The organism is Pseudomonas sp. XP2 (assembly GCF_053557975.1).
Genome location: NZ_JBNRIK010000001.1, coordinates 265,003 through 281,244 on the forward strand (window position 1 = coordinate 265,003; position 16,242 = coordinate 281,244).

A 16,242-nucleotide genomic window follows, 5' to 3' on the forward strand; every position below is an offset into this window, starting at 1 on the left:
ATGGCTCGGCGAAGCCCCATCCATTCCTCTGGCGAACATGACAATGACCACCCCCAGCCAATTCTCCCCCGACCACCCGGTCCCCACCCACCAGCGCATCTTCGGCGCCCGCGACCTGTTCTCGCTGTGGTTCTCCCTCGGCATCGGCCTGATGGTGCTGCAAGTCGGCGCCATGCTCGCCCCAGGCCTTGGCCTTGCCAGCGCGGTGCTGGCCATCGCCCTGGGCACCGGCGTGGGTGTGCTGTTGCTGGGCGCCGCCGGTGTCATCGGCAGCGACACCGGCCTTTCTGCCATGGGCACCCTGAAACTCAGCCTGGGCAGCCATGGTGCGCGCTTGCCGGCTGTGCTCAACCTGCTGCAACTGGTAGGTTGGGGCGCATTTGAGATCATTGTCATGCGCGATGCCGCCAGCCTGCTGGGCGCGCGGGCGTTCGGCGAAGGCAGTGCCTGGAACAGCCCGATGCTCTGGACCCTGTGTTTCGGCGCTCTGGCCACCCTGCTGGCCGTCAGCGGGCCGCTGGCCTTCGTGCGCAAGGTGCTGCGTGCCTGGGGTATCTGGGTGTTGCTGGGCGCCTGCCTGTGGCTGACCTGGAACCTGTTCGCCAAGGCCGACCTGGCTGAACTGTGGGGCCGCGCCGGTGACGGTTCGATGTCGTTGGCCGTGGGCTTTGACATCGTCATCGCCATGCCGCTGTCCTGGTTGCCGCTGATCGCCGACTACTCGCGCTTCGCCCGCAACGGCAAGCACGTGTTCGGCGGCACGGTACTTGGCTATTTCATCGGCAACACCTGGCTGATGAGCCTGGGCGTGGCCTACACCCTGGCCTTTGCCGCCAGTGGCGAAGTCAATGCCTTGCTGCTGGCCCTGGCGGGCGCAGGCATGGGTATTCCGCTGCTGCTCATTCTGCTGGACGAGTCGGAAAAGGCCTTTGCCGACATCCACTCGGCGGCTGTTTCCACCGGCGTGCTCGTACCTGTGAAGGTTGAGCACCTGGCGCTGGGCATTGGCGTACTGTGCACCCTGATCGCCCTGCTGGCCCCGCTGGCGCAGTACGAAAACTTCCTGCTGCTGATTGGTTCGGTGTTCGCGCCGCTGTTTGGCGTGGTGCTGATGGACCACTACGTGATCCGTCGTCGTCGCCTGCCGGCGCAGGTGGGTGGCTTGCACTGGCAGGCACTGGTGGCCTGGTTTGCGGGGGTGGCGGCCTATCACCTGATTGCCGCCAACGCTCCAGAGCTGGGGGCTACCCTGCCAGCACTGTTACTGGCAGGTGTGCTGCACGGGCTGCTGAGCTTCAGCCGCGGCCGGGAAACAGTTCAGGCTTGAGTACGCCATTCAGGCGCGGGTAGGGGATCTTCAGTTCCACGTGGCCCATGGAATAGGGCGCGATGGCGTAGACCTCGTACTTGACCACTACCGCGCCGTACGTCAGGGCGATGTGCGGCGACTTCTTGAACGGCCAGGTCTTGACGAACTCGGCGTCCTTGTCCATGCCCACGCTCATCAGCCAGGCCCGGTGCGACTCCTCGACGGTTTTCCAGAAGGTCTCCTCCTGGCCTGGCACCAGCATGTCCTGCAGGGTCAGCACCTTGTCCAGCTTGCGCGAGTAGTTGATGAAGCCGCGCCCGGGCATGCCATGCGCGCCACCACTGTCCAGGTAGCTGGACAATTCGATGATCACCAGCCCGTCATGCTGCTCGCGTACCTTGGCTTGCAAATAACTGCTGTTACGTTTGTCGGCACTGGCCAGGTATTGCTGTTCGTAGGCCTGCAAGGTGCTGGGCGCGGTGCCATGCTGATTGTCTTCGGTCAGTTGCAGCAGGCGCTTTTCGACGATGCCGTCGAGCGCGGGCAGGGCGGGGAAGTGGACCGTGTCGATGTTCACCAGCGGGCAGTCGCTTTCGCTGCAGCCGGGTTTGACATGCTCCCAGGCGTCGCGCTTGACCTCGAGCGGGGCCCGGTAGTTGGGCGTGAACAGGCTCTGGCAGGCGCCCAGAGCCAGTGCCAGCACAGCCACGGAAGTCAGTTTGACAAGTGTCATGGTGATCCTTGCAGAACAGGGAAAGTCGGCCTTTGACCGTCTGCGCGGCCTTCAGTTCGCCACTAAGCTAACAGAGTGAAGACGCGCTGTCCCGAGTGTGCGAACGGTTGCCGGAAAGGGGTGAAACGGGCAAGCGTGCAGAGTAGGATGGCGCGATGCGGTAATTGAGGTAACGAGGATTTCCATGTCAGACACGTTGAATTCGGTGCCCAAGGCGGTCGAGATCGTCAAGCGGGACAATTGCTTCCAGGGCTTCTACAAGCTCGACAAGGTGCACCTGCGCCACGAGCTGTTTGCCGGTGGCATGGGCCGCGAGATCAGCCGCGAACTGTTTGTGCGCCACGATGCAGTGTGTGTGCTGCCTTACGACCCGTTGCGTGATGAAGTGGTGCTGATCGAGCAGTTCCGCGTCGGCGCACTGGACAAGGTCGGTAACCCCTGGCTGATCGAGATGGTTGCCGGGCTGATCGACAAGGATGAAGAACCCGAGGAAGTCGCCCATCGCGAAGCCGAGGAAGAGGCTGGCCTGACGTTCAGTGCCTTGTGGCCGATGACCCGCTACTTCCCGTCGCCCGGCGGCAGTGACGAATACGTTCACCTGTTCCTTGGCCGTTGCAGCAGCGAAGGCGCGGGAGGGCTGCATGGTCTGGAAGAAGAGGGCGAAGACATCCGCGTGCGCGTGTGGTCGTTCGAGGATGCCTTGCAGGCGGTACGCGATGGGCGCATCTGCAACGCGGCGACTATTATCGGCTTGCAATGGCTGGCGCTGAACCGTGACGAAGTACGAGGTATGTGGAAGTGAACCTGCTGCGCGAGCGCTATCGAGTCGACCTGGTCGGGCTGCAGGCCGCCTGCGAGGCCAACTACGCCCGGCTGATGCGCCTGTTGCCCGACATGCGCACCACCCAGAGCTCGCGCCGCATCGGCATGACCCAGGGCGACCAGATGCTCGGCGTGCTGGTGCTGGACGTGGTGCTGGCCTGCCCGTACACCACCACCTTGCATGTGCGTCAGGAGCACAGCCTGCCGTGGCTGCCGGTGCCGCACCTGGAAGTGCAGGTGTACCACGATGCACGCATGGCCGAAGTGGTCAGCGCCGAACACACCCGGCGCCTGCGCAGTATCTACCCGTATCCGAACGAGGCCATGCACCAGCCGGACGAAAAGGCCCAGCTCAACCTGTTCCTGGGTGAATGGCTGAGCCACTGCCTGGCCTGCGGCCACGAACTGGCAAGCGTTCGCTGACATGCATCCAGACCAGACGCGCCCTGTACATGTGCTGCAACTGACCGACGCCCATCTTTTCGCCGATCCGGCCGGCAGCATGCTGGGGCTCAATACCCGTGACAGCCTGCGCCATGTGGTGGCCCAGGTGCGGCGCGAGCAACCGCTTATCGACCTGCTGTTGTGTACAGGTGATCTGTCCCAGGACGCTAGCGTTGCCTCTTATGAGGCGTTCCGGGAGCTGACGGCGCCGTTAGCCGTGCCCACCCGCTGGTTGCCGGGTAACCACGACGAGGCCCGGATAATGGCAGAAGTGGCCCCGGAGCTGGTGCAAGCGGTAACTGATGTTGGGGCCTGGCGTATTGTCATGCTCAACACTGCGGTGCAGGGGGCGACACACGGTCTGCTGGAGAGCGACCAGCTGGCGGTGCTGGAGGCCGCCTTGAACGAGGCGGGCGAGCGGCATTGCCTGGTGTGCTTCCACCATCAGCCGGTAGACATCGGCTGCGCCTGGATCGCGCCGATCGGCTTGCGCAATGCCCAGGCTCTGTTCGATATCGTCGAGGCTTATCCACAGGTGCGGGCGTTGCTGTGGGGGCATGTGCATCAGGAATGGGATGAGGTGCGCGACGGGCGGCGCCTGCTGGCCACGCCTTCAACCTGTATTCAGTTCGCGGCGCGCAGCGAAGACTTCAAGGTGAGCGAGGAGCAGCCCGGGTACCGCTGGTTGCGCCTGCACGCCGACGGGCGGCTGGAAACCGGGGTGGAGCGGGCCACGGATTTTGCGGTGAAACTCGACTTTGATAGCCCGGGGTATTGAGGATCTTGGGGCTGCTGCGCAGCCCATTCGCGGCACAAGGCCGCTCCCACAGGAGATCGGCAATCCCTGTGGGAGCGGCCTTGTGCCGCGAATGGGCGCAGAGCGCCCCCGGTACTTTCAAGTCTGTTGAAGAATTTGTTGCTAAAACCACGGTGCGGCGCCAAAACCCGGCGAACGCGCTACACTGCGCGTCCCTGCGCCCACATCATCAGGCGCGAAGCCACAGATTTCGGGGGCAGCATGTCGGGTTCCATCCTCTATATCCATGGCTTCAACAGCTCGCCGCTGTCGACCAAGGCGCGCCAGCTCGACGCCGTGATGCAGCAACTGGGCCTGTCGGCCCAGCTACGTGTGCCCGCCTTGCATCACCACCCGCGGCAGGCCATCGCCCAGCTTGAAGCGGCCATCGCCGAACTGGGTGCGCCACTGCTGGTGGGCAGTTCGCTCGGCGGCTACTATGCCACCCATCTGGCCGAGCGCCATGGCCTCAAGGCCCTGCTGGTCAACCCTGCGGTAACGCCGCACAAGCATTTCGACGGGTACCTGGGCACTCAGCGCAATCACTACAGCGGTGAAACCTGGGAGCTGACCCACGATCACGTACAGGCCCTGGCCGAGCTGGAAGTGCCGGCCCCGGTGGATGCCGGCCGCTATCAAGTGTGGCTGCAGACCGCCGATGAGACCCTGGACTATCGCCATGCCGAGCGTTATTACCGTGCATGCGCCCTGCGTATCCAGGCCGGTGGCGATCACAGCTTCCAGGGCTTTGCCGAGCGCCTGCCGGCTCTGCTGGCGTTTGCCGGCATTGCTCGCGGGCACTACGCGGCGCTCGATTTTTCTGTATTTTGACCTTTTTGCATTCACCAGACTGACGACGAGACCCTATGGCCAATCCCAGCGCTAGCGCCTATAACGCAGACGCCATCGAAGTCCTCTCGGGCCTTGACCCGGTCCGCAAGCGGCCGGGCATGTACACCGATACCAGCCGCCCCAACCACCTGGCCCAGGAAGTCATCGACAACAGTGTTGACGAAGCCCTGGCTGGCCACGCCCGTTCTGTGCAGGTCATCCTGCATGCCGACCATTCGCTGGAGGTCAGCGACGATGGCCGCGGCATGCCGGTGGACATCCACCCGGAAGAGGGCGTGTCCGGTGTCGAGCTGATCCTTACCAAGCTGCATGCCGGCGGCAAGTTCTCCAACAAGAACTACCAGTTCTCCGGGGGTTTGCACGGTGTGGGTATCTCGGTGGTCAACGCCCTGTCGACCCAGGTACGTGTGCGCGTCAAGCGCGACGGCAACGAATACCAGATGACCTTCGCCGATGGCTTCAAGGCCAGCGAGCTGGAAGTGGTCGGCTCGGTCGGCAAGCGCAACACCGGTACCAGCGTCTACTTCAGTCCAGACCCGAAGTACTTCGACTCACCCAAGTTCTCCATCAGCCGCCTCAAGCATGTGCTCAAGGCCAAGGCCGTGCTGTGCCCGGGGCTGCTGGTAAGCTTTGAAGACAAAGCCAGCGGCGAGAAGGTCGAGTGGCACTATGAAGACGGCCTGCGTTCTTACCTGGTCGATGCGGTCAGCGAGTTCCAGCGCCTGCCTGACGAGCCGTTCTGCGGCAGCCTGGCGGGCAACAAGGAAGCCGCAGACTGGGCGTTGCTGTGGTTGCCAGAAGGCGGCGACAGCGTCCAGGAAAGCTACGTCAACCTGATCCCCACTGCGCAGGGCGGCACCCATGTCAACGGCCTGCGTCAGGGCCTGCTGGATGCCATGCGCGAGTTCTGCGAGTTCCGCAATCTGCTGCCGCGTGGGGTGAAGCTGGCGCCGGAGGACGTGTGGGAGCGCATCTCTTTCGTGCTCTCGATGAAAATGCAGGAGCCGCAGTTCTCCGGGCAGACCAAAGAGCGCCTGTCGTCGCGCGAGGCGGCTGCCTTTGTCTCCGGCGTGGTCAAGGACGCCTTCAGCCTGTGGCTCAACGCCCACCCCGAGCTGGGCATGCAACTGGCAGAACTGGCCATCAGCAACGCCGGGCGCCGCCTGAAGGCCAGCAAGAAGGTCGAGCGCAAGCGCATCACCCAGGGCCCGGCTTTGCCGGGCAAGCTGGCCGATTGCGCCGGCCAGGACCCGATGCGTGCCGAACTGTTCCTGGTCGAGGGTGACTCGGCGGGTGGCTCGGCCAAGCAGGCACGGGACAAGGAATACCAGGCGATCCTGCCGCTGCGCGGCAAGATCCTCAACACCTGGGAAGTGGACGGTGGCGAAGTTCTGGCCAGCCAGGAAGTGCACAACATCGCCGTGGCCATCGGTGTTGACCCGGGTGCCACAGACCTGGCGCAACTGCGTTACGGCAAAGTCTGCATCCTCGCCGACGCCGACTCTGACGGCCTGCACATCGCCACGCTGCTGTGTGCGCTGTTCGTCCAGCACTTCCGTGCGCTGGTGGAGGCGGGGCATGTGTACGTGGCCATGCCACCGCTGTATCGCATCGACCTGGGCAAGGAAATCTACTACGCCCTCGACGAAGCCGAGCGTGACGGCATCTTCGACCGCCTGGTGGCCGAGAAGAAGCGCGGTAAACCGCAGGTTACCCGCTTCAAGGGCCTGGGTGAGATGAACCCGCCGCAACTGCGTGAAACCACCATGGACCCGAACACCCGGCGCCTGGTGCAGCTGACCCTGGATGACGTCGAGGCCACCTGCGAGCTGATGGACAAGCTGCTGGCCAAGAAGCGCGCAGGTGACCGCAAGAGCTGGCTGGAAACCAAAGGCAACCTGGCCGAGGTCATGGTTTGATTCGGCACGTTCTTGCCGTTTGCGTTGCGTTGGTTGCCCTGCCTGCCCTGGCGGGTAACTGGCCCGAGCTGAAGCTCACTGCCGAGCACCCGATTGACGGCATGCGCGGTGGCAACTTGTCCGGCCTGGCGCAATGCCGGGGCGGGCTGTGGGGCGTGTCCGACCGCGACGACGACCGCATCTACCGCTTCGACCAGCAGAACCCGACGTGGCGCGCGCAACCGCTAACCTTTACCCCGCCATCGCCTCCGGAAAGCGGCCTGCCATGGGGCCTGAAATCGCGTAATTGGGCGGCCTCGTACATTCGCGGGGGCGAGCTGGATTTCGAAGGTATCACCTGTGACCAGGCGGGTAACCTGTACCTGGCCAGTGAAGCCCATGCCGCCGTATTGCAGTTACCGGTACAAGGCGAGCCGGACTGGTTGAAGATCGACCCGGCCATGGTGCGCCAGGCCCGCGCCAGCGGCATGCTGCTGAACTTCAATGCCTTGTTCGAAGGCCTGGCGATCAACCCGGCGGGCGACCGCCTGTGGCTGGCCGCCGAACGCGAGCGCCGTGGCCTGGTGGCCATCGAGCGCCAGCAATCGGTGTGGACCTGCGGACGCAGCTGTGTGCTGCTGAGCGAGGCCGGAGTCGAGATGCAGCCTGCACAAATGCCCAATGCCAGGGCGCTGTCGCGCGATTTTGCCGACCTGGCCTGGTTCGAGGGCAAGCTCTTCACCCTCGAACGCAATGCTTACCGGGTCTGCCGGCGTGATACCGACAGCGGTCAGGTCGAGCGCTGCTGGTCGTTTGCGGCCGACGCCCTGGCCGAGGCGCGCCGATACCCGCAACCATTCGGCCTGGCCGAAGCCCTTGTGATTGATGCCAAGGGCGCATGGATCGGCCTGGACAACAACAACGGCGCCCGGGCCGATGGCGAGACGCGCCCGATTGTCTGGCGCTTCGCTGCACCGGAAGGTGGCTGGAGCGCCAAACCATGAGCCAGGCGCCGGGCAAGCGGGCGGGCAGGGTACTGATGATCGTCGCCTGGGCGGCGGCACTGTTCCTCGCCACGCGTTTTTTCGGCCAGTGGGAAGACAGCCAGCGCAACCCTAATGCCCAGGTGCAGTCCGAGCACGGCGAAGGCTTTGTCGAAGTGCGCCTGCTGGGCAACGGCCAGGGCCACTTCATGGTGGATGGCGCGATCAACGGCCAGGCGGTGCATTTCATGCTCGACACCGGTGCCACCGATGTGGCGATCCCCGAGGCGCTGGCCCGTGACCTGAACCTTGAGCGCGGCAGCCCGGTGTTGCTCAGCACCGCCAATGGCCGCACCGAAGGCTACCGCACACGCCTGGTCAGCCTGCAACTGGGCGATATCCGCCTGCAGGATGTGCGCGCCATCGTGGTGCCGGGGCTGGACGGGCAAACCGTACTGCTGGGCATGAGTGCCCTGAAACAACTTGAATTTACCCAGCGCGGCGGCACCATGCTGCTACGCCAGAACCTGAAATGACGAGGCCCGCATGAGCGACTCACTGGAACTCAGCCTGGACGGTGTCGAACGCCGCTCGCTGGCTGACTTCACCGAACAGGCCTACCTCAACTATTCCATGTACGTGATCATGGACCGCGCCTTGCCGCACATCGGCGATGGCCTGAAGCCGGTGCAGCGACGCATCGTCTATGCCATGAGCGAGTTGGGGCTCGATGCCGATGCCAAGCACAAGAAGTCGGCGCGCACCGTCGGTGACGTGCTCGGCAAGTTCCACCCCCACGGCGACTCGGCCTGCTACGAGGCCATGGTGCTGATGGCGCAACCGTTCAGCTACCGCTACACCCTGGTCGACGGCCAGGGTAACTGGGGTGCGCCGGACGATCCAAAGTCGTTCGCCGCCATGCGTTATACCGAGGCGCGGTTGTCACGCTACGCCGAAGTGCTGCTCAGCGAAGTTGGCCAAGGCACCGTGGATTGGGTACCGAACTTTGACGGCACCCTGCAGGAGCCGGCCGTGCTGCCGGCGCGCCTGCCCAACATCCTGCTCAACGGTACCACCGGTATCGCCGTGGGCATGGCCACCGACGTGCCGCCGCACAACCTGCGTGAGGTGGCCAGCGCCTGCGTGCGCCTGCTCGACGAGCCCAAGGCCACCATCGAGCAGCTGTGCGAGCACATTCAGGGGCCGGACTACCCCACCGAGGCGGAAATCATCACGCCGCGGGCAGAAATCCTCAAGATGTACGAAAGCGGCCGCGGCTCGATCCGCATGCGTGCCGTTTACCGCGTCGAGGATGGCGATATCGTTGTGACTGCACTGCCACACCAGGTCTCCGGGGCCAAGGTGCTGGAGCAGATCGCCGCACAGATGCAGGCCAAGAAACTGCCGATGGTGGCGGACCTGCGTGACGAATCCGACCACGAGAACCCGTGCCGCATCGTCATCATCCCGCGCTCCAACCGTGTGGATGCCGACGAACTGATGCAGCACCTGTTCGCCACCACCGACCTGGAGAGCAGCTACCGGGTCAACGTCAATATCATTGGCCTGGACGGCCGCCCGCAGTTGAAGAACCTGCGTGCAATATTGGTGGAATGGCTGGAGTTCCGCACCAACACTGTTCGCCGGCGGCTGCAGCATCGCCTGGACAAGGTGGAAAGGCGCCTGCACCTGTTGGACGGTTTGCTCACCGCATTCCTCAACCTGGATGAAGTGATTCACATCATTCGTACCGAGGAGCACCCCAAGCAGGCGCTGATTGCCCGATTCGAGCTGAGCGAAATCCAGGCTGAGTACATCCTCGAGACCCGCCTGCGTCAGCTGGCGCGCCTGGAAGAGATGAAAATCCGCGGCGAGCAGGACGAACTGCTCAAGGAACAGGCCAAGCTGCAGGCGCTGCTGGGCAGCGAGGCCAAGCTGCGCAAGCTGGTGCGCAGCGAACTGATCAAGGATGCCGAAACCTACGGCGATGCGCGCCGTTCGCCCATCGTCGAGCGCGTCGAAGCCAAGGCCCTTTCGGAAAACGAACTGATGCCGACCGAGCCGGTCACCGTGGTGCTGTCGGAGAAGGGCTGGGTGCGTTGCGCCAAAGGCCACGACATCGACGCCACCGGCTTGTCGTACAAGGCCGGCGATGGCTTCAAGGCCGCTGCGGCCGGGCGTTCCAACCAGTTTGCCGTGCTCATCGACTCTACGGGCCGCAGCTACTCTGTGGCTGCTCACAGCTTGCCGTCGGCACGTGGTCAGGGCGAGCCGCTGACCGGCCGCCTGACGCCACCGCCAGGGGCCACCTTCGAGTGCGTGCTGTTGCCGGACGACGACGCGCTGTACGTGGTGGCCTCGGATGCGGGCTACGGCTTTGTGGTCAAGGGTGAAGACTTGCAGGCCAAGAACAAGGCCGGCAAGGGTTTGCTCAGCTTGCCCAACGGTGCCAAGGTCATGACCCCGCGCCCGGTGGCCAATCGCGAGCAGGACTGGCTGGCAGCCGTGACCACCGAAGGTCGCTTGCTGGTGTTCAAGGTCAGCGACTTGCCGCAGCTGGGCAAGGGCAAGGGCAACAAGATCATTGGCGTGCCGGGCGACCGGGTGGCCAGTCGTGAAGAATATGTCACCGATCTGGCCGTTATTGCCGAAGGTGCGACCCTTGTATTGCAAGCCGGCAAGCGTACCCTTTCTCTGAAAGCGGACGACCTGGAGCATTACAAGGGCGAGCGCGGACGGCGAGGCAGCAAGCTGCCACGCGGCTTCCAGCGCGTCGATGGGTTGCAGGTGGAAGTGCCGGCGTAACGTGCAGAAATGTCTGGAACGGCAATTTCAGCGCCGTTCCGGGCAGAAATGCTGGAGTCGGACGGTTATTTCGCGGATGATATGGCCCTTGCGGTGCCGACGTAGTCGTGTGCCCGTTTGAATCTATATGTATCACTGCGGTGGCCTATAGGCGACCGCCTGGATGGGATGATGAAACTTCTGCGCCTTCCATTTGCGCTGTTGATGACTGGCCTGCTGGGCCTTGGCGGGTGCACCATGCATCAGCCGGTTGCCTTGTACCAGCTCGACAGTGGTGATCCTGGCCAGCCTTCGCAGAGTGCAGGCATGGCCGTGGTGCTCGGCCCGGTATCGGTAGCCGATTACCTGCAGCGTGAGACGTTCCTGCAGCGTCAAGCCGATGGCAGCCTGAGCGCGGCGACTGACGGCCGTTGGGCGGGTAGCCTTTCGTCGGATATCGACCAGTTGCTGGTGCGTCAACTGGCCTGGCGCCTGGACAGCCAGCGCGTTGTGCTGGCGCCGGCGACCGCTGGCTTCAGCCCGGACGTGCAGGTACTGTTGTCGATCACGCGCCTGGACTCGGGCAAAAACCAGCCGGCCATCCTGGATGCCCAGTGGCGTCTGCTGGACCGCCGGGGCCATGTGCGTGACAACCGTATCGTTCACCTCGAGCAGCAGCATGAGGGTAGCGAGTCGTCGCAGGTACAGGCTCAGGGCCAACTGCTGCAGAAGCTGGCTGAACAGCTGAGCACCGCAGTCAAGCCGCTGGCCAACCAGCCGGCGATTGCCGAAGAAGCCCCGAAAAAGCCCGCTGCACCGGTGCAGGTGAAGAAAGGACCGGAGAAGTCCAAGATTCCGATGGCCTCGCCGATTCGCACCGACATGGAAGTTTATCGGTTCTGATTCAACAGCCATCCACAAAAAAGCCCGCATAGGTTGCGGGCTTTTTTGTATCTAAAGGATAGATGCGGACTTTGTGGGAGCGGGCGTGCCCGCTCCCACAGGGGGAAACTGTCAGGCGCGGCGTTCGTGCATGCGGGCCAGCTGGCGCTCCAGCATCGACGGGTAAGGCTCCATCAAGCGCTCCACACAGCAGGCGCCTTCAGGGCTGGCAATCGGGCGAATGCGGGCGCGCTGGCGAATCAGCGCGTCATCGCTGATCTGCCGCTCCACCAGCAACAGGTTGCGGCTGTGCTGCGACAGCGCCAGGGCATCCTGGGCCTTTTCGGTCATCAGCAGGTCCACCAGCTCCAGCCCTTGCAGGTCGTTGCCCAGGACCAGGCCCAGCTGCAGCTGAAGGGTGATGCCGCTGTCAGCCACTTCGATCTGCAGGGCATGACCCAAGGCGCGCAACAGCTCACCGCAGCAGATGGCGTTGGTCAGGTAGTCCTCGCCACAGTCGCGGCTGTGGAACAGCACCAAGGTGCTGCCGTCGTTGAGCGTGTGGGTTTCACCGTCATAGAGCGAGGCTGCATGCTCCAGGCAATCGCGGTAGCGTTCGGTCAGCTCGGTCAGGCGTGTACGGGGCAAACGGCGCAGTTGTTCCTGCGAGCCCAGTTGCACGGCAAGTACGGCGCTGTACTGCGGCTCGTCAGACTCGACCGGGGCGGCTTTGGGCGCACTGTCGTCGTCCAGCAGGCCGGCAAAGGCGTCGTCATCCTCCTCAGCCAATGCGGCAACCCTGGGACGCGACGCAGCCGTGGAGGCCGGTGCAGTGTCGTGGACGTCGTCGAAATGCTCGTCGTCCTCCTCCTCAAGCTCTGGCTCCGGCGGTGGCGGCGGGGCCAGGCGCGCATGCAGCTGGCGCGCGATGTCGCCGATCTCGTCCTGGCGGTCTGTGGCCGGGGTATAGGGTTGCGGGTCACGCAGCCACACCCGCAACTGCAGCAGCGGCAGGGTGATGAAACGGCCCTGTCGCAGGCTCAGGCTGAGGGCCAGGGCCAGCAGAATGGCCGCCATGATCCCCATGCTCTGCAGGCTGATCAGCATCGGTTGCTGGAACTGGCTCATGTCCAGGCTGATGCGCAGTTGCCCGGCTGTCACGTCCTGGAAGGTGATCTTGGTCTGGTACAGGCCCTCGGCCTCGCCCAGCAGGCTATTGCGCGGGCGCTGGCCGGCTTCGGCGAGGATACGGTTGTCCACGCTATAGATAGCCGCGTGGGCCACCAGCGGGTTTTTCACCAGGTTGCCCAGCAGCACATTGAGACTGAGGATGTCGTTGGACACCAGCAGCTCGGTCGCCGAGGTGGCGGTCTGGGTGGTCAGGCTCTGGCCAAGGGCATCGGCCTGCTCGTGCATGGCCTGCTTGAACTGCAGGCCCATCACGCAGGCATAGATCACCAACGCCAGCGCGACCAGGAAGATGTTGGTGCAGGCGATGCGCAATGCCAGCGGCACGCGGCGTTGACTCAGGGCACGATAGATCATCAGGAAGAAATTGTCTGGTTTGACGGGCGTGGGCCGGTTCACTGAGCTCGGCTCTTAATGGCAGAAAGTGTGGGGCAGTATAGCGACCCCGGTTTTGTCGGCAAAGTATCGTTGGCGCCCGATGGTCACGGAAAATCGGTAGAATGCGCATTTTTCATCGAAGTCGGAGCCAGGTTGTGCGCGAAATCGTCCTGATCAACATCACCGGTGAGGACCGTCCCGGTCTCACTGCGGCAATCACCGGCGTCCTGCTGCAGGGCGGTGTGAGCATCCTCGACATAGGCCTGGCAGTCATGCACGGCACTTTGTCGTTCGGTATCCTGGTCGACATCCCCGACAACGAAGTGGCTACCGCCCTGCTGCAAAGCGTACAGGCCAAGGCCCACGAACTGAACCTGCAGGCCCGCTACACGCCTATTTCCGAGGCCGACTACCAGCACTGGGCTGACGGCCAAGGCGAAGCGCGCCACATCGTCACCCTGCTCAGCCGCAAGATCACCCCCGAGCAACTGCAGCGGGTGAGTGCGGTGATCAGCCAGTACGGGCTCACCATCGAGCGCATCGAGCGTTTGTCTGCGCGCGTGGCGCTGGATGCCAATACCGAAAAAGGCAAGGCGGCCATCGAGATCTCCGTGCGTGGCGCACCGAGCGATGCCCAGGCCCTGCGTGCCGACTTCTTTGCCCTGGCCGAAGCGCTGAGCGTCGATATCGCCTTCCAGAAGGACGACCTGTTCCGCCGTAACCGCCGCCTGGCGGTGTTCGACATGGACTCGACGCTGATCGAAGCCGAAGTCATCGACGAACTGGCCAAGGCGGCCGGCGTGGGTGAGCAGGTGGCGGCCATCACTGAGCGGGCCATGCGCGGTGAGCTGGACTTCCGCGCCAGCTTCAAGGAGCGCATGGCGCTGCTCAAGGGCCTGGATGTGGGTGTGCTGGACGAAATCGGTGCCTCGCTGCGCCTGACCGAGGGTGCCGAAAACCTGTTCGCCGAGCTCAAGCGCCTGGGTTACAAGACCGCGATCCTGTCCGGTGGCTTTACCTACTTCGCTCGCCAGGTGCAGGCGCGCCTGGGCATCGACTATGTGTTTGCCAACGAGCTGGAAGTGGTCGACGGTAAAGTGACCGGCGTAGCTGTCGAGCCGATCGTCGATGCCCAGCGCAAGGCCGAGCTGCTGCAAAAGCTGGCCCACGAAGAAGGCTTGCAGCTGGAGCAGACCATTGCCGTGGGCGATGGCGCCAATGACCTGCCGATGCTGTCGCTGGCCGGCCTGGGCGTAGCGTTCCGCGCCAAGCCGCTGGTGCGCCAGTCTGCCAAGCAGGCGATTTCCACCCTGGGGCTGGATGGCGTGCTGTACCTGCTGGGCCTGCGCGACCGCGACGCCCGCGGCTAGTTTGCCGTTTAATCTTCAGCGCCTGTGAGATCGAGCGCCGCCCGCGCGGCGCTCGATCTCACAGGCGCTGGAGAAACCGCGCCAATCACCTCGAAGCAGAAACCACGGTCAAGCCTGTGCAGGCGCCGCCAACAGCTGCCCCATGCGCACTGCAGAACCAGCGCCCAGGTTCTCAGCCCACTTCACCTGCTCCGGCCCGAACAGCACAATGGCGGTCGAGCCCAGCTTGAAGCGGCCCAGCTCGGCACCTTTCTCCAGGTGGATCGGCGCACGGCTGGCTTCGTCGTAACGGAAGGTCTTCAGCTCACGCTTGGGCGGCGTCACCAATCCAGCCCACACGGTTTCGATCGAGGCGACGATCATCGCACCCACCAGCACCACGGCCATCGGCCCGCGCTCGGTGTCGAACAGGCAGACCACGCGTTCGTTGCGGGCAAACAGCTCGGGAACGTTCTCTGCGGTGGTCTGGTTGACCGAGAACAGACGGCCCGGCACATAGACCATTTCGCGCAGGGTGCCGGCCAGCGGCATGTGCACGCGGTGGTAGTCCTTGGGCGAGAGGTAGATCGTGGCAAACTCGCCGCCCATGAACGGCGCTGCCATGGCCGGGTCGCCGCCCAGCAGCTCTTGCGCGCTGAAACCGTGGCCCTTGGCCTGGAAGATGCGACCGTGCTCGATCGGGCCGAGCTGGCTGACGGCACCGTCGGCCGGGCACAGGATGGCGCCTGGGGTTTCGTCCAGCGGGCGGGCGCCCGGCTTCAGGGCGCGGGTGAAGAACGCATTGAAGTGCTCATAAGCGCTCAAGTCCTCGACCAGGGCTTCAGACATGTTGACCTGATAGCGCTTGGCGAACCAGGCGGTAAAGGCATTCTTGAACCAGCGCACGCGGCACTCGGCAATGCAGCCGGCCAGCCGCGACAGCAGGTGGTGCGGCAGCAGGTACTGGCTGATGATGAACAAACGGGATTTCATGCAGGTTCCTTAAACTTCTACAGGCGTGTCCGGGTGGTTGCCCCATTCGCTCCACGAGCCGGCGTAGGCCTTGACGCGTGGGTAGCCCAGGGCCTTGGCCACCAGATAAGTGAAGCCGGAGCGGCGGTGGGTCTGGCAGTGGGTGATCACTTCCTTGTCAGGAGTGATGCCCAGTTGCGCGAGGACTTGTTTGATGTCCTGGCGAATGCGCAGGTTGTCGTTGAGGTCCATGCCGGCTGTCCACTCGAAGTTGATAGCGCCGGGGATGTGACCGCCCTTGGCTGCCAGTACCTTCTCGCCGTTGAATTCCTGCGGGCCGCGAGCGTCCCAGATGACCAGGTCATCGGCGCCCAGGCGGCTTTGCAGGTACTCGCGGGTGGCGGTGGGCGCGTTGTCGATACGCAGGTGCACCGGGCTGTTGCTGCTGGCGGGCACTTCGGTGGACAGCGTGTCTGCCGGCCAGGCCTGGATACCGCCATTGAGGTAGTGATACGCCTTGTGGCCAATCACGTCGAGCAGCCAGATGAAGCGCCCGGCCCAGCCACCGCCTTCATCGTCGTACACCACATAGACGGCGTCGTCGCGGTGGCCGAGTTCGCTGAACAGTTTTTCCAGCTCGCCCTGCGGCGGCAGCAGGCCGGGGGCAGGAGGCTGGCCAAGCTGGGTACGCTTGCCTTCGACAAAGCGTGCGCCGGGGATGTGCCCGCTGACATAGCGGTTGGCACTGCTCAGGTCGACCAGGATCAGCTGTGGCGAACCCAGGCGTGGCAGCAGGTCAGCCGCTTCGATCACCAGGGGCAGGCCGGAAAAGTCAGTCATCCACGGTCTCCA

Annotated in this window: 15 protein-coding genes; 11 read left to right on the top strand and 4 right to left on the bottom strand. The window is 64.0% G+C overall.

All coding sequences use genetic code 11. From position 1 onward, the window contains the following. The first annotated feature begins 43 nt into the window (after positions 1 to 43). Positions 44 to 1,327 (top strand): putative hydroxymethylpyrimidine transporter CytX, encoded by a 1,284-nt coding sequence (gene cytX / locus ACK1VC_RS01115; RefSeq protein WP_016489470.1) that lies wholly within the window; start codon positions 44 to 46, stop codon positions 1,325 to 1,327. Here the strand turns inward: cytX and ACK1VC_RS01120 are convergent. Further along, the gene (locus tag ACK1VC_RS01120; protein ID WP_016489469.1) at positions 1,296 to 2,042 is read right to left on the bottom strand and encodes an RsiV family protein; all 747 of its coding nucleotides are present in this window, start codon (positions 2,040 to 2,042) and stop codon (positions 1,296 to 1,298) included. The genes cytX and ACK1VC_RS01120 overlap by 32 nt on opposite strands. Positions 2,043 to 2,226: 184 nt before the next feature. Here ACK1VC_RS01120 and ACK1VC_RS01125 point away from each other — a divergent pair, with 184 nt between their 5' ends. The 9 genes from ACK1VC_RS01125 to ACK1VC_RS01165 all read left to right on the top strand — a co-directional run bounded on the left by ACK1VC_RS01125 (position 2,227) and on the right by ACK1VC_RS01165 (position 11,524). After that, on the top strand, positions 2,227 to 2,844 hold the full coding sequence (locus ACK1VC_RS01125) for an NUDIX domain-containing protein (RefSeq protein WP_016489468.1): 618 nt from the start codon (positions 2,227 to 2,229) through the stop codon (positions 2,842 to 2,844). After that, a complete protein-coding gene (locus ACK1VC_RS01130; RefSeq protein WP_016501905.1) occupies positions 2,835 to 3,287 on the top strand; it encodes a DUF1249 domain-containing protein in 453 nt (150 codons plus the stop codon). The genes ACK1VC_RS01125 and ACK1VC_RS01130 overlap by 10 nt, the downstream gene beginning before the upstream one ends. A gap of 1 nt (position 3,288) precedes the next feature. After that, positions 3,289 to 4,086 carry a 3',5'-cyclic-AMP phosphodiesterase gene (gene cpdA, locus ACK1VC_RS01135; protein WP_023047362.1) on the top strand — a complete coding sequence of 266 codons (798 nt, stop codon included), beginning with the start codon at positions 3,289 to 3,291 and terminating at the stop codon, positions 4,084 to 4,086. A 240-nt stretch (positions 4,087 to 4,326) separates the two neighbouring features. Then, the gene (locus ACK1VC_RS01140; RefSeq protein ID WP_016489466.1) at positions 4,327 to 4,935 is read left to right on the top strand and encodes a YqiA/YcfP family alpha/beta fold hydrolase; all 609 of its coding nucleotides are present in this window, start codon (positions 4,327 to 4,329) and stop codon (positions 4,933 to 4,935) included. Positions 4,936 to 4,970: 35 nt separating this feature from the next. Next, a complete protein-coding gene (gene parE, locus ACK1VC_RS01145; RefSeq protein ID WP_449117810.1) occupies positions 4,971 to 6,875 on the top strand; it encodes a DNA topoisomerase IV subunit B in 1,905 nt (634 codons plus the stop codon). Continuing rightward, positions 6,872 to 7,858: an esterase-like activity of phytase family protein gene (locus tag ACK1VC_RS01150; protein ID WP_023047363.1), complete on the top strand. Its 987-nt coding sequence runs from the start codon at positions 6,872 to 6,874 to the stop codon at positions 7,856 to 7,858. Before parE ends, ACK1VC_RS01150 begins: the two co-directional genes overlap by 4 nt. Then, a complete protein-coding gene (locus ACK1VC_RS01155) occupies positions 7,855 to 8,373 on the top strand; it encodes a retropepsin-like aspartic protease family protein (RefSeq protein ID WP_060516852.1) in 519 nt (172 codons plus the stop codon). Before ACK1VC_RS01150 ends, ACK1VC_RS01155 begins: the two co-directional genes overlap by 4 nt. A 10-nt stretch (positions 8,374 to 8,383) precedes the next feature. After that, a complete protein-coding gene (parC, locus tag ACK1VC_RS01160; RefSeq protein ID WP_023047364.1) occupies positions 8,384 to 10,642 on the top strand; it encodes a DNA topoisomerase IV subunit A in 2,259 nt (752 codons plus the stop codon). Positions 10,643 to 10,813: 171 nt separating this feature from the next. Continuing rightward, complete coding sequence (locus tag ACK1VC_RS01165) at positions 10,814 to 11,524, top strand: PqiC family protein (RefSeq protein ID WP_016489461.1); 711 nt, start codon at positions 10,814 to 10,816, stop codon at positions 11,522 to 11,524. A 111-nt stretch (positions 11,525 to 11,635) separates the two neighbouring features. On the opposite strand, the gene ACK1VC_RS01170 is transcribed toward ACK1VC_RS01165, so the two are convergent. Next, positions 11,636 to 13,090, bottom strand: coding sequence for an AhpA/YtjB family protein (locus tag ACK1VC_RS01170; protein ID WP_070086513.1), 1,455 nt, complete (start codon positions 13,088 to 13,090; stop codon positions 11,636 to 11,638). Between the two features lie 134 nt (positions 13,091 to 13,224). Here ACK1VC_RS01170 and serB point away from each other — a divergent pair, with 134 nt between their 5' ends. Continuing rightward, positions 13,225 to 14,439: a phosphoserine phosphatase SerB gene (gene serB / locus ACK1VC_RS01175; protein ID WP_191087042.1), complete on the top strand. Its 1,215-nt coding sequence runs from the start codon at positions 13,225 to 13,227 to the stop codon at positions 14,437 to 14,439. A 108-nt stretch (positions 14,440 to 14,547) separates the two neighbouring features. On the opposite strand, the gene asd is transcribed toward serB, so the two are convergent. After that, positions 14,548 to 15,411: an archaetidylserine decarboxylase gene (asd, locus tag ACK1VC_RS01180; RefSeq protein WP_024717361.1), complete on the bottom strand. Its 864-nt coding sequence runs from the start codon at positions 15,409 to 15,411 to the stop codon at positions 14,548 to 14,550. Between the two features lie 9 nt (positions 15,412 to 15,420). Continuing rightward, positions 15,421 to 16,230, bottom strand: coding sequence for a rhodanese-like domain-containing protein (locus ACK1VC_RS01185; RefSeq protein ID WP_016489457.1), 810 nt, complete (start codon positions 16,228 to 16,230; stop codon positions 15,421 to 15,423). Positions 16,231 to 16,242: the final 12 nt, after the last annotated feature.

Coding starts and splice junctions, on each gene's coding strand:
- cytX (WP_016489470.1), top strand. CDS start 44: ATGACCACCCCCAGCCAATTCTCCCCCGACCACCCGGTCCCCACCCAC.
- ACK1VC_RS01120 (WP_016489469.1), bottom strand. CDS start 2,042: ATGACACTTGTCAAACTGACTTCCGTGGCTGTGCTGGCACTGGCTCTG.
- ACK1VC_RS01125 (WP_016489468.1), top strand. CDS start 2,227: ATGTCAGACACGTTGAATTCGGTGCCCAAGGCGGTCGAGATCGTCAAG.
- cpdA (WP_023047362.1), top strand. CDS start 3,289: ATGCATCCAGACCAGACGCGCCCTGTACATGTGCTGCAACTGACCGAC.
- ACK1VC_RS01140 (WP_016489466.1), top strand. CDS start 4,327: ATGTCGGGTTCCATCCTCTATATCCATGGCTTCAACAGCTCGCCGCTG.
- parE (WP_449117810.1), top strand. CDS start 4,971: ATGGCCAATCCCAGCGCTAGCGCCTATAACGCAGACGCCATCGAAGTC.
- ACK1VC_RS01155 (WP_060516852.1), top strand. CDS start 7,855: ATGAGCCAGGCGCCGGGCAAGCGGGCGGGCAGGGTACTGATGATCGTC.
- parC (WP_023047364.1), top strand. CDS start 8,384: ATGAGCGACTCACTGGAACTCAGCCTGGACGGTGTCGAACGCCGCTCG.
- ACK1VC_RS01165 (WP_016489461.1), top strand. CDS start 10,814: ATGAAACTTCTGCGCCTTCCATTTGCGCTGTTGATGACTGGCCTGCTG.
- asd (WP_024717361.1), bottom strand. CDS start 15,411: ATGAAATCCCGTTTGTTCATCATCAGCCAGTACCTGCTGCCGCACCAC.
- ACK1VC_RS01185 (WP_016489457.1), bottom strand. CDS start 16,230: ATGACTGACTTTTCCGGCCTGCCCCTGGTGATCGAAGCGGCTGACCTG.